Annotated in this window: 12 protein-coding genes; 5 read left to right on the top strand and 7 right to left on the bottom strand. The window is 69.1% G+C overall.

The annotated features are described in order from the left end of the window. Nucleotide 1: 1 nt before the first annotated feature. Nucleotides 2-637 carry a GNAT family N-acetyltransferase gene (locus MKW14_RS20850; protein ID WP_240864445.1) on the bottom strand — a complete coding sequence of 212 codons (636 nt, stop codon included), beginning with the start codon at nucleotides 635-637 and terminating at the stop codon, nucleotides 2-4. 49 nt (nucleotides 638-686) lie between these two features. Here MKW14_RS20850 and MKW14_RS20855 point away from each other — a divergent pair, with 49 nt between their 5' ends. The 3 genes from MKW14_RS20855 (at nucleotide 687) to MKW14_RS20865 (ending at nucleotide 2,958) form a co-directional block, all read left to right on the top strand. Next, a complete protein-coding gene (locus tag MKW14_RS20855) occupies nucleotides 687-1,598 on the top strand; it encodes a MerR family transcriptional regulator (protein WP_240864447.1) in 912 nt (303 codons plus the stop codon). Nucleotides 1,599-1,657: 59 nt separating this feature from the next. Continuing rightward, complete coding sequence (locus MKW14_RS20860) at nucleotides 1,658-1,870, top strand: EF-hand domain-containing protein (RefSeq protein ID WP_240864448.1); 213 nt, start codon at nucleotides 1,658-1,660, stop codon at nucleotides 1,868-1,870. Nucleotides 1,871-2,295: 425 nt separating this feature from the next. Beyond that, nucleotides 2,296-2,958, top strand: a complete 663-nt coding sequence (locus MKW14_RS20865) for an NADPH-dependent F420 reductase (RefSeq protein WP_240864449.1) — start codon at nucleotides 2,296-2,298, stop codon at nucleotides 2,956-2,958. Between the two features lie 17 nt (nucleotides 2,959-2,975). On the opposite strand, the gene MKW14_RS20870 is transcribed toward MKW14_RS20865, so the two are convergent. From MKW14_RS20870 to MKW14_RS20880, 3 genes are all read right to left on the bottom strand, one after another. Beyond that, entirely contained in the window at nucleotides 2,976-3,533 is a 558-nt protein-coding gene (locus MKW14_RS20870; protein ID WP_240864450.1) for a glycoside hydrolase family 25 protein, read from the bottom strand. A 62-nt stretch (nucleotides 3,534-3,595) separates the two neighbouring features. After that, on the bottom strand, nucleotides 3,596-4,627 hold the full coding sequence (locus MKW14_RS20875; protein ID WP_240864451.1) for a phosphatidylinositol-specific phospholipase C domain-containing protein: 1,032 nt from the start codon (nucleotides 4,625-4,627) through the stop codon (nucleotides 3,596-3,598). Between the two features lie 288 nt (nucleotides 4,628-4,915). Further along, nucleotides 4,916-8,389 (bottom strand): FG-GAP-like repeat-containing protein, encoded by a 3,474-nt coding sequence (locus MKW14_RS20880; RefSeq protein ID WP_240864452.1) that lies wholly within the window; start codon nucleotides 8,387-8,389, stop codon nucleotides 4,916-4,918. A gap of 393 nt (nucleotides 8,390-8,782) precedes the next feature. On the opposite strand from MKW14_RS20880, the gene MKW14_RS20885 reads away from it, so the two are divergent. Then, entirely contained in the window at nucleotides 8,783-17,008 is an 8,226-nt protein-coding gene (locus tag MKW14_RS20885; protein ID WP_240864731.1) for a polymorphic toxin-type HINT domain-containing protein, read from the top strand. Continuing rightward, nucleotides 17,005-17,670, top strand: coding sequence for a hypothetical protein (locus MKW14_RS20890; RefSeq protein ID WP_240864453.1), 666 nt, complete (start codon nucleotides 17,005-17,007; stop codon nucleotides 17,668-17,670). The genes MKW14_RS20885 and MKW14_RS20890 overlap by 4 nt, the downstream gene beginning before the upstream one ends. Before the next feature lie 83 nt (nucleotides 17,671-17,753). Here MKW14_RS20890 and MKW14_RS20895 read toward each other — a convergent pair whose 3' ends face one another. From MKW14_RS20895 to MKW14_RS20905, 3 genes are read right to left on the bottom strand one after another with little or no spacing between them, the layout of a single operon-like run. Continuing rightward, on the bottom strand, nucleotides 17,754-19,082 hold the full coding sequence (locus MKW14_RS20895) for a tyrosine-type recombinase/integrase (protein ID WP_240864454.1): 1,329 nt from the start codon (nucleotides 19,080-19,082) through the stop codon (nucleotides 17,754-17,756). Beyond that, a complete protein-coding gene (locus MKW14_RS20900; protein WP_240864455.1) occupies nucleotides 19,082-19,273 on the bottom strand; it encodes a helix-turn-helix domain-containing protein in 192 nt (63 codons plus the stop codon). Before MKW14_RS20900 ends, MKW14_RS20895 begins: the two co-directional genes overlap by 1 nt. After that, entirely contained in the window at nucleotides 19,270-20,985 is a 1,716-nt protein-coding gene (locus MKW14_RS20905) for a replication initiator (RefSeq protein ID WP_240864457.1), read from the bottom strand. The genes MKW14_RS20900 and MKW14_RS20905 overlap by 4 nt, the downstream gene beginning before the upstream one ends. Nucleotides 20,986-21,127: the final 142 nt, after the last annotated feature.

A 21,127-nucleotide genomic window follows, 5' to 3' on the forward strand; every position in this document is an offset into this window, starting at 1 on the left:
CTCAGCCACGCTCGAGCAGCAGCGCCTCCGCGCCCACCGGCCGGTAGCCGGCCGCCAGGAACGTCCGCAGGCTGCGGGCGTTCCCCGGCGCCACCTGGGCCCACAGCGGCTCGGCGACGAGATGCCGGGCGGCCCTCACCAGCGAGCGGCCGAGTCCCCGGTGCCGTACCGCCTCGTCGACCTCGACCGACACCTCCAGCCGGCCGCCGACCCCGCGGCCCGTCACCAGCACCCCGCCGTCCGTCGTCCACGCCCGCACGTCGTCGCGCCGGCCGCGGGCGTACACGATCCGCGGATGCGCGCCGTCCTCGATCTCCCGCAGCGCGACCGGCGGCTCACCCGGCAGCGGCCCGCCGACCAGCATCGCGTCGATGGTCTCGGCCGTACGCCCCGTGCGCTCGATGAACGCCGCCAGGAACCGGGGGTTCATCGGCGCGGCGAGCGCGTCGCAGCCGGCGGCGCGCAGGGCGTCGTTCACCCAGTCGGGATCCTCGTCGGTGAAGACGACGGCGTGCGCGGTGAACGCGAGGACGCCCGCGTCCCGTTCGCAGGCCTGCGGGACGACCGTCGTGCTTCCGTCCGCGGGCGGGAGGACACCGCGGGCCGCCGCGTCGAGAATGTCCCGCAAAGTCTCCATGACGGCGCTCCTTGAGTCTCCACCCACTGGAAGGCCCAGACTCGCAGACATGATCGATGACAGCACCGGGCTTTTCACCATCGGCGAGCTGGCGCGGTCCACCGGACTGACCGTGCGCACCATCCGCTACTGGTCCGACGCGGGCGTCCTCACCCCGGTGGGCCGCTCCGCGGGCGGTTACCGGCTCTACGACGCCGAGTCCGCGGCCCGCCTCGAACTGATCCGCACCCTGCGCGAGCTGGGGCTCGGCCTCACCGACGTACGCCGGGTGCTGGACGGCGAGCGGACGGTGGCGGAGGTCGCGGCGGCGCACGTGGCGGCGCTGGACGCGCAGATCAGCTCGCTGAGGGTGACCCGCGCGGTGCTGTCGACCGTGGCACGACGTGGTTCGAGTGCGGAGGAGATGACCCTGATGAACAAACTCGCGCGGCTGTCCGCGGCCGAGCGCAGGCGGATCATGGAGGAGTTCGTGGAGGAGATGTTCCACGGGCTGGACCTCGCGGACCCGGACATCCGGGAGCGCATGCGGAACACCGCCGTGAACCTCCCGGACGACCCGACACCGGAACAGGTCGACGCCTGGGTGGAGCTGGCCGAACTGGTGCAGGACCCGGAATTCCGGGCGCAGATGCGCAGGGCGGCCGAGCTCAACCACGCGGGACGGGGCCCCGACACCCCGGCCGGGGCGTCCAGGTGGTTCGCCAAGCGGCTGGTCGAACTGGTGGGAAAGGCGCGCGAGCGCGGGATCGATCCCGAGTCGCCGCAGGCCGACCAGGTTCTGCGGGATCTGCTCGGCGACACCGACCACGCCGCGGTCCTGGAGCGCGTCGACGCGACCCACAACCCGAGGCTCGCCCGCTACCGCGAACTGCTGGGCATCCTCAAGGGAACGCCCGTGCACACCTACGCCGAGGAGTTCGCCTGGGTGGGGGCCGCGCTGCGGGCGCGCACGGGCGGTTAGTCTGACCTGCGGCAGTACGCCGGTAAGACAGAGGAAACGCGACAAAAAGGGGCGGATCGGTGGCGGACATCGAAGCAGCGCGCAAGGAGTTTGAGCGGATCGACACCGACGGCGACGGGGTCATCACCGCCGCCGAGTTCAAGGCCGCTCTCGCTCAGGAGGGCGACTGGAACGTCACCGAGTCGGTGGCCGAGGTCATCATCAAGACGCGTGACCTGAACGGCGACAAGGTCCTGTCGTTCGACGAGTTCTGGGCCTACCTGAACAAGTGACGCGCGCGGTCGACGCGCACGGTGAAGGGGGCGCCGACGGGCGCCCCCTTTCTCGTGCCGACGGTCCCTTCCGCGCCGCCGAAATTCCCCGGACCTGGCCCTTCACCATTTACACCTACGCCAACCAAGTCCTCACCGGCGACCCGGCGGGCCGTCGCCGTTCCGCCGCCTTCCTGGCCGCCGGGCTGTCCGACGGCGGCTTCCGGCCGGTCGGCGGCGAGGTCTTCGACGGCCTCGACCGTGTCCGGGACGCCCGTCGCCTGGTGGAGTCCAACGGGCACACGGGCACACGGGCACACGGGCAAGATCGTCGTACGGGTCTGAGTACCGTCATCCGTCCGGTCCCCCCCCGGAATAGTCCGCGGACCGCCCAGGTTGACGCCCGTGAGACGTATGCGTGTGCATCGACCATGGAAGGGCCAGTCATGAAGATCGGCATCATCGGGGCGGGCAACATCGGCGGCAACCTCACCCGGCGGCTCACCGCCCTCGGCCACGACGTCTCCGTCGCGAACTCGCGCGGCCCCGAGACGCTCGCCGCGCTCGCCGAGGAGACCGGCGCGACGGCGGTGCGCGCCGAGGAGGCGGCGCGGGGCGCCGAGGTCGTGGTCGTCACCGTCCCGCTCAAGGCGGTCCCCGACCTGCCGGCCGGGCTGCTGGACGGCGCCGCGGAGAACGTCACCGTGATCGACACCGGCAACTACTACCCGCAGCAGCGGGACGGCCGGATCGCCGGGATCGAGGACGAGGGCCTGACGGAGAGCGCCTGGACCGCGCGGCAGATCGGCCACACCGTGATCAAGGCCTTCAACGGCACCTTCGCCCAGGACATCCTGGACCGGCCCCGCCCGGCCGGCGACCCCGACCGCATGGCCCTCCCGGTCGCCGGCGACGACGAGGCCGCCAAGCGCGTCGTACGGGACCTGATCGACCAACTCGGCTTCGACACGGTCGACTCGGGCACCCTCGCCGATTCCTGGCGCCAGCAGCCCGGCACCCCGGTCTACGGCCTGCGCGAGGGCGTCGCCGGAGTCACCAAAGCCCTGGCGGAGGCGTCCCCGGAACGCCCGGCGGACTTCCGCGGCTAGCTCTGCCCGTGGGCCGCTCAGCCCTCGGCGGCCCACTTCTTCAGCGCAGCCTTGTCGGCGAAGTCGGCGACGTCCTTGTCGTGCGGTTCGCTGGTGTACTGGTGGAAGCGCCACGTGGCCTTGATGCGGGGCTTGCCCGCCGTGACGTAGTCGGCGATCCAGAGGCCGTCACCGGCGTACGAGGTGTCGTCGATATTGAGCCAGAAGTCGCGGTTGCAGTAGAGCAGGACCCTGTTCTTCGGGCGCAGCGCCTTCACCTTGCGGATGAAGCGGTCCTTCTCCGCGTTGCTCGCGTGGGTGCCGGAGCTGGTCGTCTCCCAGTCGACGGCGAGGATGTCGCCCGCCCGCTCCGGGGCGTGCTGGACGAAGTACTCGGCCTGGGCGTCGAGGTTGCCCGGCCACAGGAAGTGGTAGAAGCCGACGACCAGTCCGGCGTCGCGGGCCGTCTTCGTCTGGGCCGTCAGTCTCGGGTTGACGTACGAACGGCCCTCCGTCGCCTTGACGAAGGCGAAGGAGAGGCCGTCCGTGGCGTACGAGGAGGACTGGTAGGCGCTGACGTCGATACCGTGCAGCATGGGGGACTCCCTGAAGTTCCATGGTGCGGACAGGAGTTTGCGGCACCCCATACCTTAGGACGTCAACTTCTCGCGGCCACCGAACTCAGCACGGACGCCGACTTGGCCGACCAGTCCGAGGTGATGATGCTCGCGTGGTCCGCCGCCAACAGCGCCAGCCGGGCGGCCACTTCGGCGTCCGTCGGGTCGGTCGAGGAGATCGCCGGAGAGACGCCGTACGCGTCCGTCATGATCAGGATGTAGTGGTTCGCGGAGTAGAACGACGTGTCGTACCCGTTGTTGACGTACGTCGCCGCGTCACCGTCGAAGAAGACGAACCACGGGCGGATCGAGGCGTCGTAACGGGACGTGCGCGGGTCGCCGTTCGCCGCGCCGAGCACCGCCGGGAAGGCCTGCGCCGCCGAGATGTTGCCCGCCGCGTACAGGTCGCGCAGATGGTCGCCGTACTCCTCGTCCGTCCAGTAGTGGTCGAACGGGTTGGACTCCTCCACCGTGCCGGGGATCAGCTCGAAGATGAACTTGCCCTTCAACTGGTCCCGCGTCGGCCACGCGTTCGCCTTCGCCGCCGCGTCCAGGGTGGAGTACGAGGACCCCAGCAGATCGGCCGGCTTGTAGACGTTGCTGCCGAGCTTCTGCGAGACCAGGGTGTCGAACTCGTCGGGGCCGAGACCGACGTCGTTGTTGAAGCCGACCTTCATCTCGACCTTCACCACGATCGGCGCGTGGTCGGGGTGCAGCTGTTCCCAGGCCGCCATGTTGTCCAGGCAGCTGCCGAGGTCCTGGTTGCGGTTCTTGCTGTAGAGGTCGCCGGGCTTGCTCGCGTACTCGCAGTTGTTGTCGTCGCCGAGCGGGTTGCTGTGGCTCACCCGCCACCGCCGGTTCACGCTGTCCGCGTACACGTCCAGCTCCAGCAGCGAGGCACCCGAGTCCAACGCCTGCGCCCAGTAGGTGTACTTGTCCTTCTCGTACGCGTTGTGCGTACCGATCGTCGTCGTCTGCGCGAACGTCGGCGACGCCGCGTGCGCGTTGCCGGGCACCCCCACCAGCATCGCGGCGGCGCCCAAGAGCGCCGCCAGCCGTCTCACCACCCGCATGGGCCAATTCCCCTTCACCTCGACCGAGTTGGCCGAAGCGTAGGGCCATGCGGTTACTGAGCGGTAGACCTGAGGGGAACGTCGACTTCCGTACGGCAAAGGGGAGTTCAGCACGCGATGATGTTTCACCGCGAGCCCGCCGCGCGCCGTCTCCTTGTACTTCACGGACAAGGGGGGCGACCAGGGCCCGAGCGTTCTCAGCGCTTGCCGGGGCCGTGCGTCCGCCCGAGACGCCTCCGCCCCTGCCTGGGGTGGCAGGGGCGGAGGCGTTTCCGGTGTCGTAGGTGATCAGCCCAGTCGCTGGACCGTGTCCCAGCCGCTCGACCTCAGCGTGGTCGCCGAGCCGACGCCGGTGGCGCCCCCCTCGTAGAGGAGCAGGGCTCCGGCGGCGTTGGTCGTCCACACGTCGGGGATGCCGTCACCGGTGGTGTCGGGCGTGCCGTAGATCAGCGGGTAGGCGGCGTACGTGAAGGTGGCGGAGGCGTAGGTGTCGTCGCCGTCCAGGCTCGCGGCGGACGTGCCCAGGCTGGTGAGGACCGTCCCCACGCCGCCGCTGTCCAGGACGCCCTTGCGCAGGATCAGGTTGCCGGCCGCGGTGCGGTAGGTCATGTCGGCCGCGCCGTCGCCGTTGTAGTCGGCGATGGCGACGAAGTCGCGCTCGGTGGCGCCCCAGGCGGAGGACGTCATCTTGGTGGCCGTGCTGAACGTTCCGCCGCTGTAGCCGCTGAGGACCCACAGCTCGGCGCCTGCGGTACCGCCGGCCACGAACAGCTCGGGCTGGCCGTCGCCGGTGATGTCGCCCGCCGACTTGATCTCCGAGAAGGTGGACGGGGCGGGGGCGTTGGAAGGCAGGCGGATCTCGACGCGCTTGCTGACGTCGATCGCGCCGTAGCCGTCGCCCGGGTAGAGGAACAGTCGGCCCTCGGGGGTGCGCACCACCCAGTCGGTGACGCCGTCACCGGGGGCGAAGTCACCGTTGTGGGTGACCAGGGCGTAGGTGCTCGTCCCGTCCCAGATGTGCGGGGCGGTGCCGCCGTCCTTGATCAGGGTGCCCTTGTTGTGGGTGCCGAAGGCGCTGGACACCCAGGTGCCGTCCTGCGAAACCGAGTCGATCCAGAGGTTTCCGGCGGCAGTGACATGGGCGAAGTCGGCGTCGCCGTCTCCGTTCAGGTCGCCGGGGCCGTCCGCGGTCGTGCGCGGACGGACGTAGAAGAAGTACTTGCGGGCGGTGGGCGAGATGTTGCCCGCCGCGTCCACGGACTTCACGTACAGGGTGTTGGGTCCGGCGGCCGGGGGCTTGATGCCGGTGATGGTGGCCGTCTTGATGGCCGTGGTGCAGGACTTGGTGAGACCGCCCGAGGTGCCCTGGGCGCCACCCGAGCAGGCGTAGCCGGCGTAGCTGGTGGAGTTGATGGACCAGACGAACTTCACGATGTCCGTCTCGGAGGACGAGCCGACCGCGAAGGTGAAGCTGCCGCTGTTGCCGAAGGGCTTGGCGGACCAGACGTCGGGCTCGCTGTCGCCGTCGTCGTCACCCGGGAATTCGGTCGACTCGACCGGGGCGGGGGAGTCGGGCAGGTCGGTGTCGTAGGTGAACCGGCACACGCCGTCGCCGCCGGTGGGTGCCCAGCCGCTGCTGACCTTGGCGTCCCAGGCCCGCACCCGCCACGAGTAGGTGACGCCGGCGGACAGGGACGACTTGATCGAGACCCCGCCGACCTCACCGTCGTCCACGGCCTTGGTGAAGGTCTTGGTCGTGGTGTCGGCCTTGCCGGTCTGCCAGAGCTGGAACTCCAGCTTGGCGAGGTCGCTGTCCGGGTCGGTGGCCTTGCCGCTGATGGTGATGGTGTCCGCCTTGCCGACCTTGATGTACGGCGAGGCGGAGGTGTCGCAGGAGCCGGGGCTCATGGTGACGGAGGTCGGCGTGTTCGGCTTCCGGTTGTAGGTGATGGACATGGTCGGGGAGCTGTCGCCCTCGGCCTTGAACTTCTTCCAGGAGTACGTGTCCGTCTCCAGACCGCTGGAGGAACCGGTCGGCGCGGAGGACGAGGTCGAGGCGACCAGGCCCAGGTTGAAGCTGGTCACGCCGTCGTCGGCGGCGTCCTGGGCCAGCGAGGTGACCGTGAAGTTGACGTAGGCGTCCGGGCAGGAGCTGTTGGACTTCCAGCCGTAGGCGAAGGACTTCGACGTGATCTTCCGCTTCCAGGACGGCTGGCGGTTCCAGGTGGTCTTGGAGGTGAAGTCACCCGTGCCCCACAGCTGCACCGTGCGCTTGCTGCACGACCAGGAGTGGGTCTCCAGGACCTTCAGGGTGGCGCTGGAGACGTCGGCGCCCTTGATGGAGTTCTTCAGCTTCATGCGGAAGAACGAGCGGGCCGTGCCCCAGGTCTCCCGCTCGAAGCCGACGCGGGCTTCCTTCGTGTCCTCGTTGTAGTTCGCGCCGTCGTAGAAGCTGGAGCTCGGATACCGCTTGTAGACCGTGGTCCAGTTGGCGCGGATGCCGGTGGTCGAGGGGTCGAGGAACAGCGGGTAGGTCAGGTCCTCGGTGTCCGACAGGTAGGCGCTCGGCGGGGTGATGGTCAGCACGCCGTCGCCGAACTCGGCTCCGGCGGTAGTGGCGTGAGCGCCCTCACCGGGGCCGTTCACTGCCGGCAGGGCGAGGGTGTCGGTGGCGGCCGCCGGCACGCCGTCGTAGGCAACGGGGTCGGCGTTGCTCTTGGTGTCGTCCGGATTCTCGTTCGGCACCTCGTCGGCAGGGACGTCGTCCGGGTTCGCGCGCGCCGGTGCCTCCTCGACGACCTCGGGGTCCTCGTTGGTGCCGGTCGCGGCCTGGGCGGCGGTGTCGCTCTCCTCGGCCTCGATGGTGTGCGTCCCGGCGGAGTCCCACAGGAACGGCGTCGGGGAGACGGCGATCTCGTTGCCCTCGGCGTCCTTCGCCATCAGCACATCGGTGCCGGGGTCGAGGCTGAAGGACAGAGTGGACGAGGTGACCCGGTAGCGCGGCGGGTCGGCGGCGAGCCGCTCCGCGGCCTCGGGCGTGTGGACGACCAGGACGTGGGTGAAGCCGGTGTCGCGCGCGGAGAGCATAAGGTCCACGCCGGGCAGGACGCCCTCGTACAGCGCGCGGTTGTCCTCGACCACCGGCTCGGGCAGCTCGCCCGGCCACTCGAACCCGATCTCGTGGTCCTCGGCGGTCATCGTCAGCAGGGGCGTCCACGAGGTCTCGGCAGAGTCGTCGACCTGCTCGGCGGTGCCGCTTCCGCTTCCGGTGCGGAACACCGCCGACTGCACGGTCGTACCGGACGTGCGCGCCGACGCCTTGTCGGCTCCACCGCTCCCGCCGGCCGAGAACGTCACCGGATAAGGACTGTTGACGGTGTGCCAGCCCTTGCCGTCCTTGCGCAGGCCGGTGTCGACCGGGGCCCACTTCCCCTGGGCGTTCTTCGCGCGCAGGGGGGCGACGGAGACCGTGTAGGTGAACGTTCCGTCAGGGTTGGCGTACGTGGTCGAGAACTCGTCGGTCAGCGCTGCGACTTCGACCTTCTTGCCGCTCTTGCGCGCCCGGCGCTGGGCCTCGTCCTCGTCGACCGGTTGCGCGGCCCGCTTGGTCTTGGCGTCGGAGACGGTGTCGCCGTCGTCCCGCAGCACGAGCAGCGCGCCGCCGCCGGTCAGCACGGCAAGTGCGACGGCTGCGGCCAGGGCACGCCGAACGCGCCCTCTGCCAGGGGGACTTGGTTCCGTGGCGGTGTCGAGGTCGCTCAAGGGGCCCTTCTCCACAACAGGCTGGGCCGCGGTGCGGCGGGCGCCGCTGCGGCATGGCTCTTCCGGTGTGCCCTTAAGGCCTGGTGACAAGCCGTAGCGAGCGCGCGACGCGCCGGATCGGGCGGTTGGAGTATGAACAGCTCCTCCCGGCCAGATCAACACCCTTCTGCGCAGGCGCACTTTGCAACAGCCGTGCAAAGAGCTCTGGGGTATTTCTTTGCCATTCTTTGTCTGATTTTGATCAGTGACATAGCTAACACAGATTCAGCACACCTTGACGTGGATCTTCACGATGTCTTTATTTCGTGCTCGGTCTGTAAGTCATTGCTCACCAAGTGCCATTGCCGCCTGAGCGGTTCTGATGGTTTGTGACGGGGGAAGGTCAACTTGGCCGTGCGTACGGTGCTGTCCTGGTGCGGCAGGGGTTCGCTGGCGAGATCGCCGCGTGAACGCCTGGTCCGTCGCAGAACGCGGGTCGGTGTCGTAGCCGGTCTGGTCCTTGCCCTCAACGTCACCCTCCTGCCCGGCGCCCTGGCGTTCGGCCCCGACGACCCCCGTACGGCGGTCGAGCTCGAGGACCTGCAGGAGACGGACGCCGTCCCGGTCGACGAGACGCTGACCGACAAGCTCGAGGAGCTCGCCGGCTCCGCCGCGACCGATCCGCAAGCGGCGTACACGCCTGCCGCGACAGCCGAGGTGCCCGAGGCCTCCGGCAGCAAGACCGTCGACAACCTGACCGCGGGCAGCACGACCGAGGTCGCGAAGTCGACCGACGGCACGATGTCCATCGGCGTCGGCGCCCCCGACGGCGCCAGCTCCGCGCAGGTCGACGCCCTCGAAGGCCAGTGGAGCGTCGCCGCCGCGCCCGAGGCCGACGCCGTCGCGAGCGGCGCGCAGGGCTTCCTGCTCGCGGTCGACGCGCCCGACACCGCGACCGGTGACGCGGTCCTGTCCATCGACGCCACCAAGCTCGCCGAGACCTACAGCGCCCAGTGGCTCGACCGGCTCTCCTTCACGCTCATGCCGGCCTGCTACGCCACCACGCCCGACCTGGAGGAGTGCTCCACCGGCATCCCGGTGACCACCGAGGTCGAGCGCACCGGCGACACCGCCACGGTGGCGCTCGACGCCGGTGACTCCTCGGGCTCCGAGGCGGACACCGGCGAGGACACCGCCGGTGACGAGGTCTCGGGATCCACCGACACCACCGTCGAGGTCCCCGAGACCCTGGTCAACGTCACCCTGGACACCGCCGACCTCCAGTCGGTCGCCGCGCAGTCCACCACCAACACCGCGGTCAGCAGGGACGCCGGCAGCGTCGACTCCGCCGTGTGGCACGAGAACGCGGCCGACGCCGTACAGCAGATCGCCGACTCCTCCGGCGGCGGCCTGCTCGTCGGCAGCTCCTACGGCGCCGGCGCGGGCGGCGACTTCTCCGCCAGCCCGATCGTCTCGGCCGGCTCCTGGACGGCGGGCGGCTCCTCCGGCGCCTTCAGCTACTCCTACACGATGGCCGCCCCGCAGGTCCCGGCCGGACCGGCGCCCAACGTCACCCTCAGCTACAACTCGCAGACCTCCGACGGCCGTACGTCCTCCACCAACAACCAGGTCTCCTGGGTCGGTGAGGGCTGGGACTACAACCCCGGCGCCATCACCCGCACCTTCGTGGGCTGCGCCGCCGACACCGCGAACGCCAACAACGACAAGCACTTCACCGGCGACCAGTGCTGGGGCTCGTACAACGCGGTGCTCTCCCTCAACGGGACCACCACCGAGCTGGTGCGCGACGACACCACGAAGGAGTGGAAGGGCGCCCGCGGAGAGAACATGCGGGTCGAGCTGCTCACCGCGGCCGACTACAAGGCCCTCACGGGGATCGACGGCTCCAACAACGGTGACAACAACGGCGAGTTCTGGCGCGTCACCACCGACGACGGCACCCAGTACTACTTCGGTCTGAACCGGCTGCCGGGCTGGACCTCGGGCAAGCCGGAGACCAACTCCGTGCTCAACGTGCCGGTCGCCGGCAACCACTCCGAGGACCCCTGCTACGCCGCGAAGTTCGCGGACTCCTTCTGCGACCAGGGCTGGCGCTTCCAGCTCGACTACGTCGTGGACAGCACCGGCAACGCCATGTCGCTGTGGTGGGAGAAGGAGAAGAACGCCTACGCGCGCAACATGAAGGAGGCCAAGGCGGTCGAGTACGACCGTGCCGGCTGGCTCTCCCACATCGACTACGGTCAGCGCGCCACCACCCTCTTCTCCGAAGAGCCGCTCGGCCGGGTGAAGTTCAACGCCCGCGAGCGCTGCTTCGAGGACCCCGCCCTGAACGTGGCGTGCTCGAACACCAACTTCGACTCCAAGCAGTCCGACCGGACCCGCCCCTGGTTCGACACCCCCGCCGACCTCGCCTGCGCGACCGGCAAGAAGTGCAGCACGTACGCCCCGACCTTCTGGTCCCGCAAGCGCCTCGCCTCCGTCGACGCCTGCACCCAGCGCGAGCAGGGCGTGAAGCTGACCGAGTACACCTCGGACGCCGACGGCAACGAGACCGGCCAGCGCAACGCCTGCGGCCTGGACGGCGACACGGCGACCACGACCTCGCTGTCGAAGGTCGACTCCTGGGGCCTGAAGCAGTCCTTCCCCTGGAACCTGACCGGTGAGTACACCGCGCTCTGGCTGGAGGGCATCACCCGCACCGGCTACGCCGTGGACGGCTCCACCGACCGCCTCAACCCGGTCTCCTTCGGCCACAACGAGAACCCGCTGCCCAACCGCGTCAGGAACAGCTCCTCCGACACCAACCCGCTGTTCGCGCGGCTGCGCATCCAGGACGTCGTCTCCGAGTACGGCGGCCGCACGCACGTCGACTACAAGGCCCCCGAGGGCAAGTGCCTCACCGGCTCCGACCGCCCGGCCATCGACAAGAACCACTCCCTCTGCTACCCGGCGTACTGGCACGCCGACGGCGAGCTGGAGGACAAGCGGATCTCCTGGTTCCACAAGTACGTCGTCGACAAGATCACCGAGTTCCCGCGCCTCGCCGACGCGCAGGACATCGTGACGACGTACAAGTACGAGACCTACGACGACGCCGTGGACGGCGCGCTGTGGGCCAAGAGCCAGTCGGAGTTCTCCCGCCCCAAGAAGCGGACCTGGGACGACTTCCGCGGCTACCCGGTCGTCACCACGACCACCGGCACCACGGACGCGGCCGGCGGCAGCGTCGCCTCCAAGTCGGTCACCCGCTACTTCCGCGGTATGAACGACGACGTCCTCGCCGACGACACCCCGGAGAAGTCGTCGGACGACGTCAAGCGCTCCTTCGTCGTGACCGACGTCAGCGGCGCGGAGCTGGCGACCGACCGCAAGGCGTACGCCGGCATGGTCGCCGAGTCACTGACCTACCCCGACGCGTCCTCGGACACCGCCACCGGCTGGGTCGCGCGGACCGTCAACTTCCCCGACGCCCCGGTCCGGCTGGCCACCCGCAACCGCACCGACGGCCCGGACGTGATCTCCGAGCGGGTCACCCTCGGCAAGACCTCGACCATCTCCAAGGCCTCGGGCAAGGCCGCGGACGGGCTGACGCTGCACACGGTGACCACGCAGACCGACTACGACTCCACGTACGGTCTGCCGACGAAGGTCCGTGAGTACGGCGACGTGGCCGTCACCGGCGACGAGTCGTGCACCGCGACCTCCTATGTGCACAACACCTCGGGCACGAACTACCTCGTCGGCCTGGTCGCCCAGACGGTCACCACCACCGGCACCAGCACCTGCTCCACGGACGTGTCCAGCTCCACGGGCTCCACGCTGGTCAGCGCCTCGCGCATGTTCTACGACGGCGCGACCTCGTCCACCGCCGCGCCCACCAAGGGCCTGGTGACCAAGACGGAGGCACCGACCGGCGCGGGCACGGGTTGGGAGACCACGAACCCCGAGTCGCGCACCGAGTACGACTCGACCGGCCGCGTCACGAAGGTCACCGACCCGACCGGCGTGTACAACACCACGACGTACACGCCGTCGAGCGGTCAGGTCTACTCGATCGAGACGGTCACCGGCAACAAGGTCGTCAGCGGCGCCGTCGTGGCCGGCTTCACCGACACCACCGTCCTGGAGCCCGGCCGCGGGGTCACCATCAAGTCGACGGACGCCAACAACCGCGTCGAGACGTACGAGTACGACCCGCTGGGCCGTGCCGTCGCCGCCTGGGACGCCACCCAGACCGCCACCGACGACCCGACGGTCCGCTACGCCTACAACATCGACCCGAAGAAGCCGGTGTCGGTGGTGACGGAGTCCCTCTCCGACAACCCGGGCACCGCGGCGGGCGACGGAAAGTACGAGTCCTCCACCACGATCTACGACGGCCTCGGCCGCGAGCGGCAGACCCAGACTCCGGCGGTCGGCGGCGGCCGCCTGATCACCGACACCCTGCACAACAATGCCGGCCAGGTGCGCTACACCCGCAACGCCTACTACATGGAGGGCGACCCGGACACCGAACTCGTCGTCCCCGCCTCCGAGTCGCTGGTCCCCAACGCGACCTCGTACACGTACGACGGCCTGGGCCGGATTCTCACGGTCACGCCGGTGCACACCTCCTTCGCGCAGACGGGCGAGACGTACTACAAGAGCGACGGCTCGGTGGCGCACGTCAGCACCGACCGCCGTACCCGTTACGAGTACGGCCTCGACTACACGGTGGTCCGCCAGCCCAAGGGCACGCCCGCCTCCCGGGTGTGGACCGACGCGCTGGGCCGCACCACCCGCCAGGACACCTTCAGCGACACCTCGCTGACCGAAGCCGGCGCGATCACCACGACCTACGAGTACGACCTCCGCGGCGACATGGTGACCAGCACCGACGACGTCGGCAACACGCGGACGTGGAAGTACGACGCGCTGGGCCGGGTCACCGACACCACGGACCCGGACACCGGAGCGAACCACACCGACTACGACGCCTACGGCCGTGTGGACAAGGCGACCGACGCCCGCGGCCAGACCGTCGCGTACACCTACGAGCGCCTGAACCGCGTCGAGCAGGTCAAGGTCACCCCGAAGGGCTCGACCACCGCGACCCTCGCGCAGACGTACGCCTACGACGGCGCGACCGGCGGCAAGGGCCAGCTCTCCTCGGCGACCCGTTACACCGACGGCAAGGCGTACACCACCACCATCGGCGGCTACACGACCGACTACCAGCCCACGGACATGACCACGGCGCTGCCCCCGGGCACCACCGCCGGACTGACCGCCGACGGCTTCGCCACCCAGTACAAGTACTCGTACAAGTACAACGACGACGGCCAGCTGGAGACGTACACGACCCCGGCGGCCGGCGGCCTCGACGCCGAGGACGTGGTCACCCGGTACAACGAGGCGGGTCTGCCGACCTCCGTCTCCGGCAAGGACTGGTACACGTCCGAGGCCTCCTACTCGCCCTACGGCCAGGTGCTGCGCTCGACCATCGGCGAGCAGGGCCACCGGCTGTGGCAGGAGAACACCTTCAACGAGTCCACCGGTGAGCTGCGGACCAGCAGGCTCGTCCGGGAGGCCGAGACCCCCGACACGGCGGTCGTCCCCGGCAGCGAGGTGAGCAAGCGCTCCTACAGCTACGACCCGTCGGGCAACGTGCTGTCCGTCGCGGACCGCATGGGCACGACGACCGACCAGCAGTGCTTCAAGTACGACGTGCTGGGCCAGCTGAAGGAGGCCTGGACGACACCGGGCGGCGGCGCCTGCACAGCCACCGGCAAGTCGTCGGCCGAGCCTGTCTACTCCGACGGCACGGTCAACGTCTCCTCCAACAACGACGGTTACTGGCAGTCGTACGACTACGACGTCCTCGGCAACCGCACCAGGAAGACGGCGTACAAGGCCGATCCGACCTTCACGTCGGGCACGCGCGTCACCACGGGCGACGTGGTCACGGACTACGCCTACGGCACCAGCGACACGGCGAAGAACGACCAGCCGCACACGCTGACCTCGTACACCACGTCGTCGACGACGGCGGCGGGCGCGGCGGTCAAGACCCGCTCGACCCAGACGTACGACGCCGCTGGCGAGATGGAGACCCGCTCCACCGGCGGCGACACCGCCCAGACCATGACCTGGACCTGGGACGGCAAGGCCGAGTCGGTCACCGGCTTCGGCGCGGATGGTTCCGGAGCCTGGATCGGGACCGGCGACATGTGCCTGGACCTGGCCGGTGGCAGCGCCACCGCCGGCACGGCCATCCAGATCTACGTCTGCAACGGCAGCAAGGCGCAGAACTTCCGCCTTCAGGCCGCCGACACCAACAACGACGGCACGGTCGAGGACGCGACGATCGGTCAGCTGGTCGTGGGCGGGCGTTGCGTCCAGCCGAACGGCACCGCCGCCGGGGCGGCCGCCCTGATCCAGTCCTGCGACAAGACCGTGGCGGCGCAGCGCTGGCAGACCCTGAGCACCGGCCAGGTCAAGCATGTTTCGACGGGTCTGTGCCTGTCGGCCCCGGCGTCGACGGTCGGCACGGACCTGACCCTGGCGGCCTGCAGTTCGACTGCGGCCACCCAGCTGTGGAAGCCGGCTTCGAAGACGACGTACGTCTATGACGCCATGGGCAACCGCCTGTTGGAGCGCACCAGTGCGGGCGCGGTGCTGAACCTGCCCGACACGAAGGTGTCGCTGACCACGGCGGGCAAGGTCCGTTACGTCGAGCGCAGCTACGCGGGCGTCGGCGGTCCGTCGGTGACCCGTTACCGCGAGGGCTCTGCCACCACGGCCGGCGTCAGCGAGCATCTGTTCGCCCAGGCGGCCGACCTCAACGGGACCCCGCTGGCGGAGGTCCGCCTGGATGGCGGGATGAGTGTCCGGGTCGCGAGGAGGGACCCGTGGGGCGAGGACCGCGCCGCGAACCTCTCCCCGCGCTCGCACACCGGGTTCCACACGGGTGACGACGATGTGGAGACGGGCCTGACCCATATGGGCGCCCGAGAGTACGACCCGGGCACGGGCCGTTTCATCTCGGCGGACCCGGTCCTGGACGACAGCGACCCGCTGCAGGCGAACGGCTACTCGTACGCGAACAACAACCCGGTGACGCACTCGGACCCGTCCGGCCTGACGTCCTCGGCATCGAGCTTCGACGCGTCGATCGCGGCGCTGGACGCGAAGATCGCCGAGTACCAGAAGACCCTGAACCGCTCCATCGGCGACGTGATCCTCGCTACCGGCTGGGCCGTGTTCAAGGAGTTCATCGGCTGGAACGACGTCGTCGGCTGCTTCACCCAGGGCGACCTGTGGGCCTGCGGCAGCCTCCTGATGGACGCCATCCCGTGGACCAGCGTCTTCTCCAAGGGCAAGAAGATGTGGCGCGCCTTCAAGGGCACCATGAGCGCGGTCAAGGCGTTCAAGGCGGCCAAGCGCGCGGCCGAGATCGGCATGAAGGCGGCCAAGGCGGCCAAGACAGCGCTGATCAGGGCGAAGAAGGCCGCGGAAGCGGCGGCGGCGGAGGCGAAACGCAAGGCGAGAGAAGCCGCGAAACGTGCCGCCGAAGCGGTCAAGAAGAAGGCACACACAGGCTCCAAGGGCGCCAAGGGCAACCCGGTCCAGGTCAAGGCCCGAGCCCAGGCCCAGTCCAAGGGCTCGAAGGGCGGCGGCAAGGCCGAGAACAAGTCCGGCGGCTCGCGGAACGGGTCGGGCAAGGAGGACTCGGGCGGCGACGGCGGTGGCTCGGGCGGTGAGGGCGCCAGCTGCCCGGTGCCCAACAGCTTCACACCGGACACCAAGGTCCTGATGGCCGATGGCTCGACCAAGGCGATCAAGGACGTCAAGGCCGGCGACAAGGTCCTGGCGACCGACCCGGAGACGGGCGAAACCCGTGCGCGGACGGTCACTGCCGAGATCCTCGGCAAGGGCGTCAAGCACCTGGTCAAGGTCACCATCGACACCGACGGCAAGAAGGGCTCCAAGACCGCGGCCATCACCGCGACCGACACGCACCCCTTCTGGGTCCCGGAACTCGGCGACTGGATTGCCGCGACCGACCTCAAGTCGGGCGAATGGCTGCGCACCAGCGCCGGCACACTGGTCCAGATCACGGCCGTCGAGCGCTGGACGGCGCTGGACGCAACGGTCCACAACCTCACCGTCAGCATGGTGCACACGTACTATGTCGTGGCGGGCGGCACGCCGATCTTGGTCCATAACTGCAATGGTGGAACTGCTCCGAATGGAGCTGCCTGCTCCTGCAACGGCTCGACGAATCCCTCTAATGCGGACCTCGTGCAAGCGATTGCCACTCGCGCTCAAGCCCGACTGGGCGGCAGCGGGGCGGTCTCGGGTACTGCTAAGCATGCTTATGCCGACACTCTCCTCACTCGCTACCAGGGCATCTATGGAAATCGTGGTCTGATTACCGAACAAAGCTACTTGGGAGGGGTGCCCGTTCCGAGAGGCACGGCAGGGAGTGCCCGACCAGATGTGTTCGATCCGGCCGCAGGTATCGTGTATGACTACAAGTTCGTCAGGAACCCCGGTCAAGGGATCGGAAAGTGGCAAGCGGACAAGAATGTCCTAAATGTCCCGGGCGTGAATCTGACAGTGGAGGTGAACCCGTGAGCAAGGTGGATGCAGCGACCGTCAAACGGGTTACTAAGGACTGGGCGGCTCTGTACCCGGGTTTCGATGTCTGGCAGCCTTTGAGGCTGCTTAGGCGTATTGGCCCTGCGCTTCAGGGGGTCACGCTCGACCGATCTACCTCGGGCGATGCATACTTCCCGACCGTGCACATCCATGCTCTCACCCGAGAGTTTCCAGTCATCTCCCTGACTCTTGGCCAGCGTCTCGTCACGAGCTCAGGGGTGCAGGAGGCCGTTACTTTCTCTCGCCACGTGGAAGACTGCTCTGACGCTGCTAGGCGACTGACCGAGCAGGCGCGGTTGAGTTTGGATTTGCCGCCGACGGTTGAGGACGTCGTCCGAGAGTTGCGTGCCTTTGCGGTCTCTCGGCAAGCCCAAGGTGGCCCGCCTGCGGTGAATGAAGTTGAGGATAGCGTCCTCATCCCTGCGGCAAGTGGCTCAGTTGATATTGCCAAGGAGAGCATCCAGCTCGCACAGGAGCTTCTGAGGAAGTGGCCTAAGTCGCGACTTCCGATTAATTGGACCTCGGGAGATGAATGGCTTGAGGGGCTATCGGTAAAGGCTGGGAATGTTGATTCTCTCCATGAGATTGTCGACGGCCAGATCGCCTTTCATAAACTTGCAAAAGTGCGGCAGGAATAGCCCTTGGTGATGGAAAGGAGGCCCCGTCGGAATGATTTTCCGACGGGGCCTCTGGGGTTTGACGGCAGTAGTTGACGGCAACGTCAGCGGACGGGTGCTGCACAAAGCGGTGGGTCGTCGCCGTCGGCAGGCTCGGGAGAAGGCTGATCGAGGGTGCCGAGGGCGTGGCCGAGGAGGTCGATGGCCTGTCGCTGGAGGCGGAGGCGGACGTGTGCGTACACCGTCGCGGTCACCCCGATGTGAGCGTGGCCCAGCAGTTCCTTGATGACGACAAGTTCCACGCCCTGCTCCAGGAGCAGCGTTGCCGTCGAGTGGCGGAGGTCGTGAAACCGGACCGGCCGGAGGCGCGCCTCGCGGAGCAGTGCGTGGAAGTGCCGGGTGAGGGTGGCAGGCTCGATCGGGTGCCCACCCGGCCGCGTGAAGACGTGACCACTGGCCTGCCAGTTCGGGCTCGCCTGCTCCTTCTCTTTCGCTTGCCGGGCGTGGTGTGCGCGGAGGGAGGTGACGCAGGGGGCCGGCAGGGCGATGCGCCGCTCGGAGCTGATGGTCTTGGTGGGCAGGGTGGCCAGTCCTCGGCTGGTGGTGCGCTGGAGGGTGCGGCGGATGCTGGCGGTGCCGCCGTCGAGGTCGAGGTCTTCCCAGCGCAGACCGAGGAGTTCGCCCTTGCGCAGGCCGGTGCGCAGGGCGAGCTCGAAGAGCGCGGCGAGCCGGTGCCCCTGTGCGGCGGCGAGGAACTGCCGGGCCTCGTCGGCGGTGAAGGGGTTGAAGCGGCGGGGGCGGGGGGTTCCGGTGCGGACGTTGCGGGCGACGTTGCGCGGGATCTCCTCCTCGCGCACGGCGTGCTCCAGCGCGGATTTGAGCACGGAATGGATGTAGGCAAGCGTGACCGGGGAGAGGCGCTTGCGGCAGCACTGGCCGATGGCGCAGCAGCGCGGGCGTCGGCTGGTCTGCGCGTTGGGGTCGCGTCGGGCGTCGATGCCGCGTGCGCAGCATTGGCAGACGGTCCGCAGGGCGTTCAGCCAGGTTCGGACGTCCTTGGCGGTGAGCTTCGAGAGCTTCTTCCGGCCGAGGCCCGGTATGAGGTACTGCTCGACGACGGCGGTGTAGCGGGTGTGGGTGGTCTCGCGGAGGTGGTGGACGGCGACGTTCTCCAGCCAGTACGTCAGAAAGGCCGCCAGGCTGCCCTGCACGGTGACGGCGGGGACGCCGCGGTTGCTGGCGGCGATCTTCTCGGTCAGTTTGGCCAGTGCCTCTGTGCGCGTGCTGCCGTAGACGCGGACGCGTTTGCGGGTGTTGCCGGGGGCGAGGACGTATCCGGCGGCTTCCCAGCGGCGGTCTTTTCGCTGGTAGACGGTTCCGTCGCCGTTGGCGCGGGTGCGGCGGGAGGCGGGGGTGTCGCGGGGTGTGGTCATCAGGCGGCGGCTTCCTGGTCGAGGCGGGTTTGGATGAAGTCGGTGAGGGCGTGGGTGGGGATGCGGCGGGCTCGGCCGAGGGTGATGGAGGGGAGTTGGCGGGTGCGGATGAGGTCGTAGACGGTGGTGCGGCCGAGTTGGAGGCGCTTCATGACTTGGGGGACGGTGAGGAGTTCCGTGTTGGCAGTCATGCGACGGCCCCCGTCCGGACGGCACGGGCCAGCCGATGAGTGGAGTGACCGCCCTGGTGACCGCGCCGGTCAACAGGGCGGTCCGAGCGTCGGGTGCGGGGCGGTTGCTTAGGCCGGGTCTGCCGTTTCGCGGCCAGGAGGTTGGAGAGGTGTTCGAGTTCGGGCAGGAGGCCGGTTCCGGCGTACTGCCAGTGGGAGATGACCAGCGTTGTATCCGAGTCCACGCGCCGACCGGCGATGTTGCGGCGACCGGGATGGTGATCGGCGGCCAGGTCAGTGGAGTGTCCGGGGCGATCACCGACCGGACTGCCGCCTGTCTGACCGGCCTGCGTCTGAGCCGACGCTGGGGCTGGGGTCTGAGTATCAGGTTGACCGTTTCGCCAGGCGGTGCGTTCGGCTCGGAGGTGGGCGAGGGTGGTGGAGTAGTGGCGGGTGCGGGTGGAGAAGTGGCCTCGGAAGCCGAGCATGTGGGCCCATTGCCGCAGGCGGAGGTGGGCGTGCTGGGGACGGGTGGCGAGGTGCCAGGCGGTGTGGATCATGCGGCGGGCGTGGTCGGTGATGTCGTACTTGACGAGTTCGGCGAGGAGGCGGAGTCGGCGGTCGAGGGTGCCGGTGGTGGTCTCGGCGCCTTTGGTGGCGTACTTGGCGATATAGGCGGCGACGTGCCGGTCGGTGACCGGGCCGCCGCCGGTGAAGTCGGTGCCGCGGACCGGGCGGACGTCGATCTGCCGCCCGAACCGGAACACCAACCGATCGCCCCGGCCAATTGCCCGGGCCCCGGGTGCGTCTCCGGCGGGCTGCTGCGGCTGGCCCTCATGCACGACGCGGGTGCGTGTGGCGGCGGCGCGGACGGCGTGGTCGAGGAGCTGTGTGGTGGCCCAGGCGGGCTGTTCGCTTGCCGGGCCGGTGGGTCCGTCGAGGCGGATGACGGCGTGGAAGTGGACCTGGCCGCGTTTTTGGTACTCGGCGACCTTGGCGTAGGAGAGGGTGGCGTAATCGCGCAGGGCCCGCTGAGTCAGCCCCGCCGCCTTGGCAATCTCCCGGCGCAGGTGGGTGGTGAAGCGTGCCCACAGCGCTGAGGCGTGGGCGTTCCACAGCACCGCGCCGGTGTAGTCGTACCCCTCGGGGTCGAGCGGGGTGCCCAGCAGCCGGTCGTCGTCGGAGTGGACCTGGCCGCAGTGGCAGTGGCCGGTGTCGGGCTGGTTGTGGACGGGGCCGAAGCCGGGTGCGGTGAGGGTGGCGAAGACGCGCGGGTGGGCGGCGACGCTGGTGGGGACGGTCTTGCCGCCGCGAAGGCCTGCGGCGATGAGTTGGTAGGTGTCGTAGCGGTAGACGGTGGAGCAGGCGGGGCATCGGGTGGCGCGACGGTTGCCGCAGCGGACCAGCAGTTCGCCTGCCGGAAGTTGGCCGGAGTCGAGGCGGTCGAGGATCTCGCCGGTCGTGCTGTCCAGACGGGTGCGGTGTCCGGTGAGGCGGATCGGGTGTGCGCAGCCGCCGAGGGTGCTGATCTGTCGTGCGAGGGGTGCGAGGTGGCCGGTGGCGGCGAGCTTCGCCAGCCTGCCGGTCAGCCTGGCCCGGCGCTCCAGCGCCGACCGTCCAACGGACGCCGGGTCGGTGGCCTCCGCTGGGCCGGTCGGCGTGCTGAACGCCGATGACGGATGCGTGCGAGCGGGAGTGGTTGTGCAGCAAGGGAGTTGGGGCGGTGCGGACATGCGTGGATGAGCCTTTCGGTGGAAGGCGGAACGTGAGGAGGGGCGGCGCGGGGTGCGCGGGCAGGCCGAAGCGATCGGCTCACAGGGGAACGGGCGCCTCGTAGGGGGCGCGGACGCCGGGACCAGCAAGGTCTGATCCGCG

The organism is Streptomyces gilvus, assembly GCF_022513565.1.
GTDB classification, from domain to species: domain Bacteria; phylum Actinomycetota; class Actinomycetes; order Streptomycetales; family Streptomycetaceae; genus Streptomyces; species Streptomyces gilvus.

What these genes read in the sequence shown, in the direction of transcription:
- MKW14_RS20895 (WP_240864454.1), bottom strand. Translation starts at nt 19,082, where the DNA reads ATGACCACACCCCGCGACACCCCCGCCTCCCGCCGCACCCGCGCCAAC.
- MKW14_RS20875 (WP_240864451.1), bottom strand. Translation starts at nt 4,627, where the DNA reads ATGCGGGTGGTGAGACGGCTGGCGGCGCTCTTGGGCGCCGCCGCGATG.
- MKW14_RS20905 (WP_240864457.1), bottom strand. Translation starts at nt 20,985, where the DNA reads ATGTCCGCACCGCCCCAACTCCCTTGCTGCACAACCACTCCCGCTCGC.
- MKW14_RS20855 (WP_240864447.1), top strand. Translation starts at nt 687, where the DNA reads ATGATCGATGACAGCACCGGGCTTTTCACCATCGGCGAGCTGGCGCGG.
- MKW14_RS20870 (WP_240864450.1), bottom strand. Translation starts at nt 3,533, where the DNA reads ATGCTGCACGGTATCGACGTCAGCGCCTACCAGTCCTCCTCGTACGCC.
- MKW14_RS20865 (WP_240864449.1), top strand. Translation starts at nt 2,296, where the DNA reads ATGAAGATCGGCATCATCGGGGCGGGCAACATCGGCGGCAACCTCACC.
- MKW14_RS20850 (WP_240864445.1), bottom strand. Translation starts at nt 637, where the DNA reads ATGGAGACTTTGCGGGACATTCTCGACGCGGCGGCCCGCGGTGTCCTC.
- MKW14_RS20900 (WP_240864455.1), bottom strand. Translation starts at nt 19,273, where the DNA reads ATGACTGCCAACACGGAACTCCTCACCGTCCCCCAAGTCATGAAGCGC.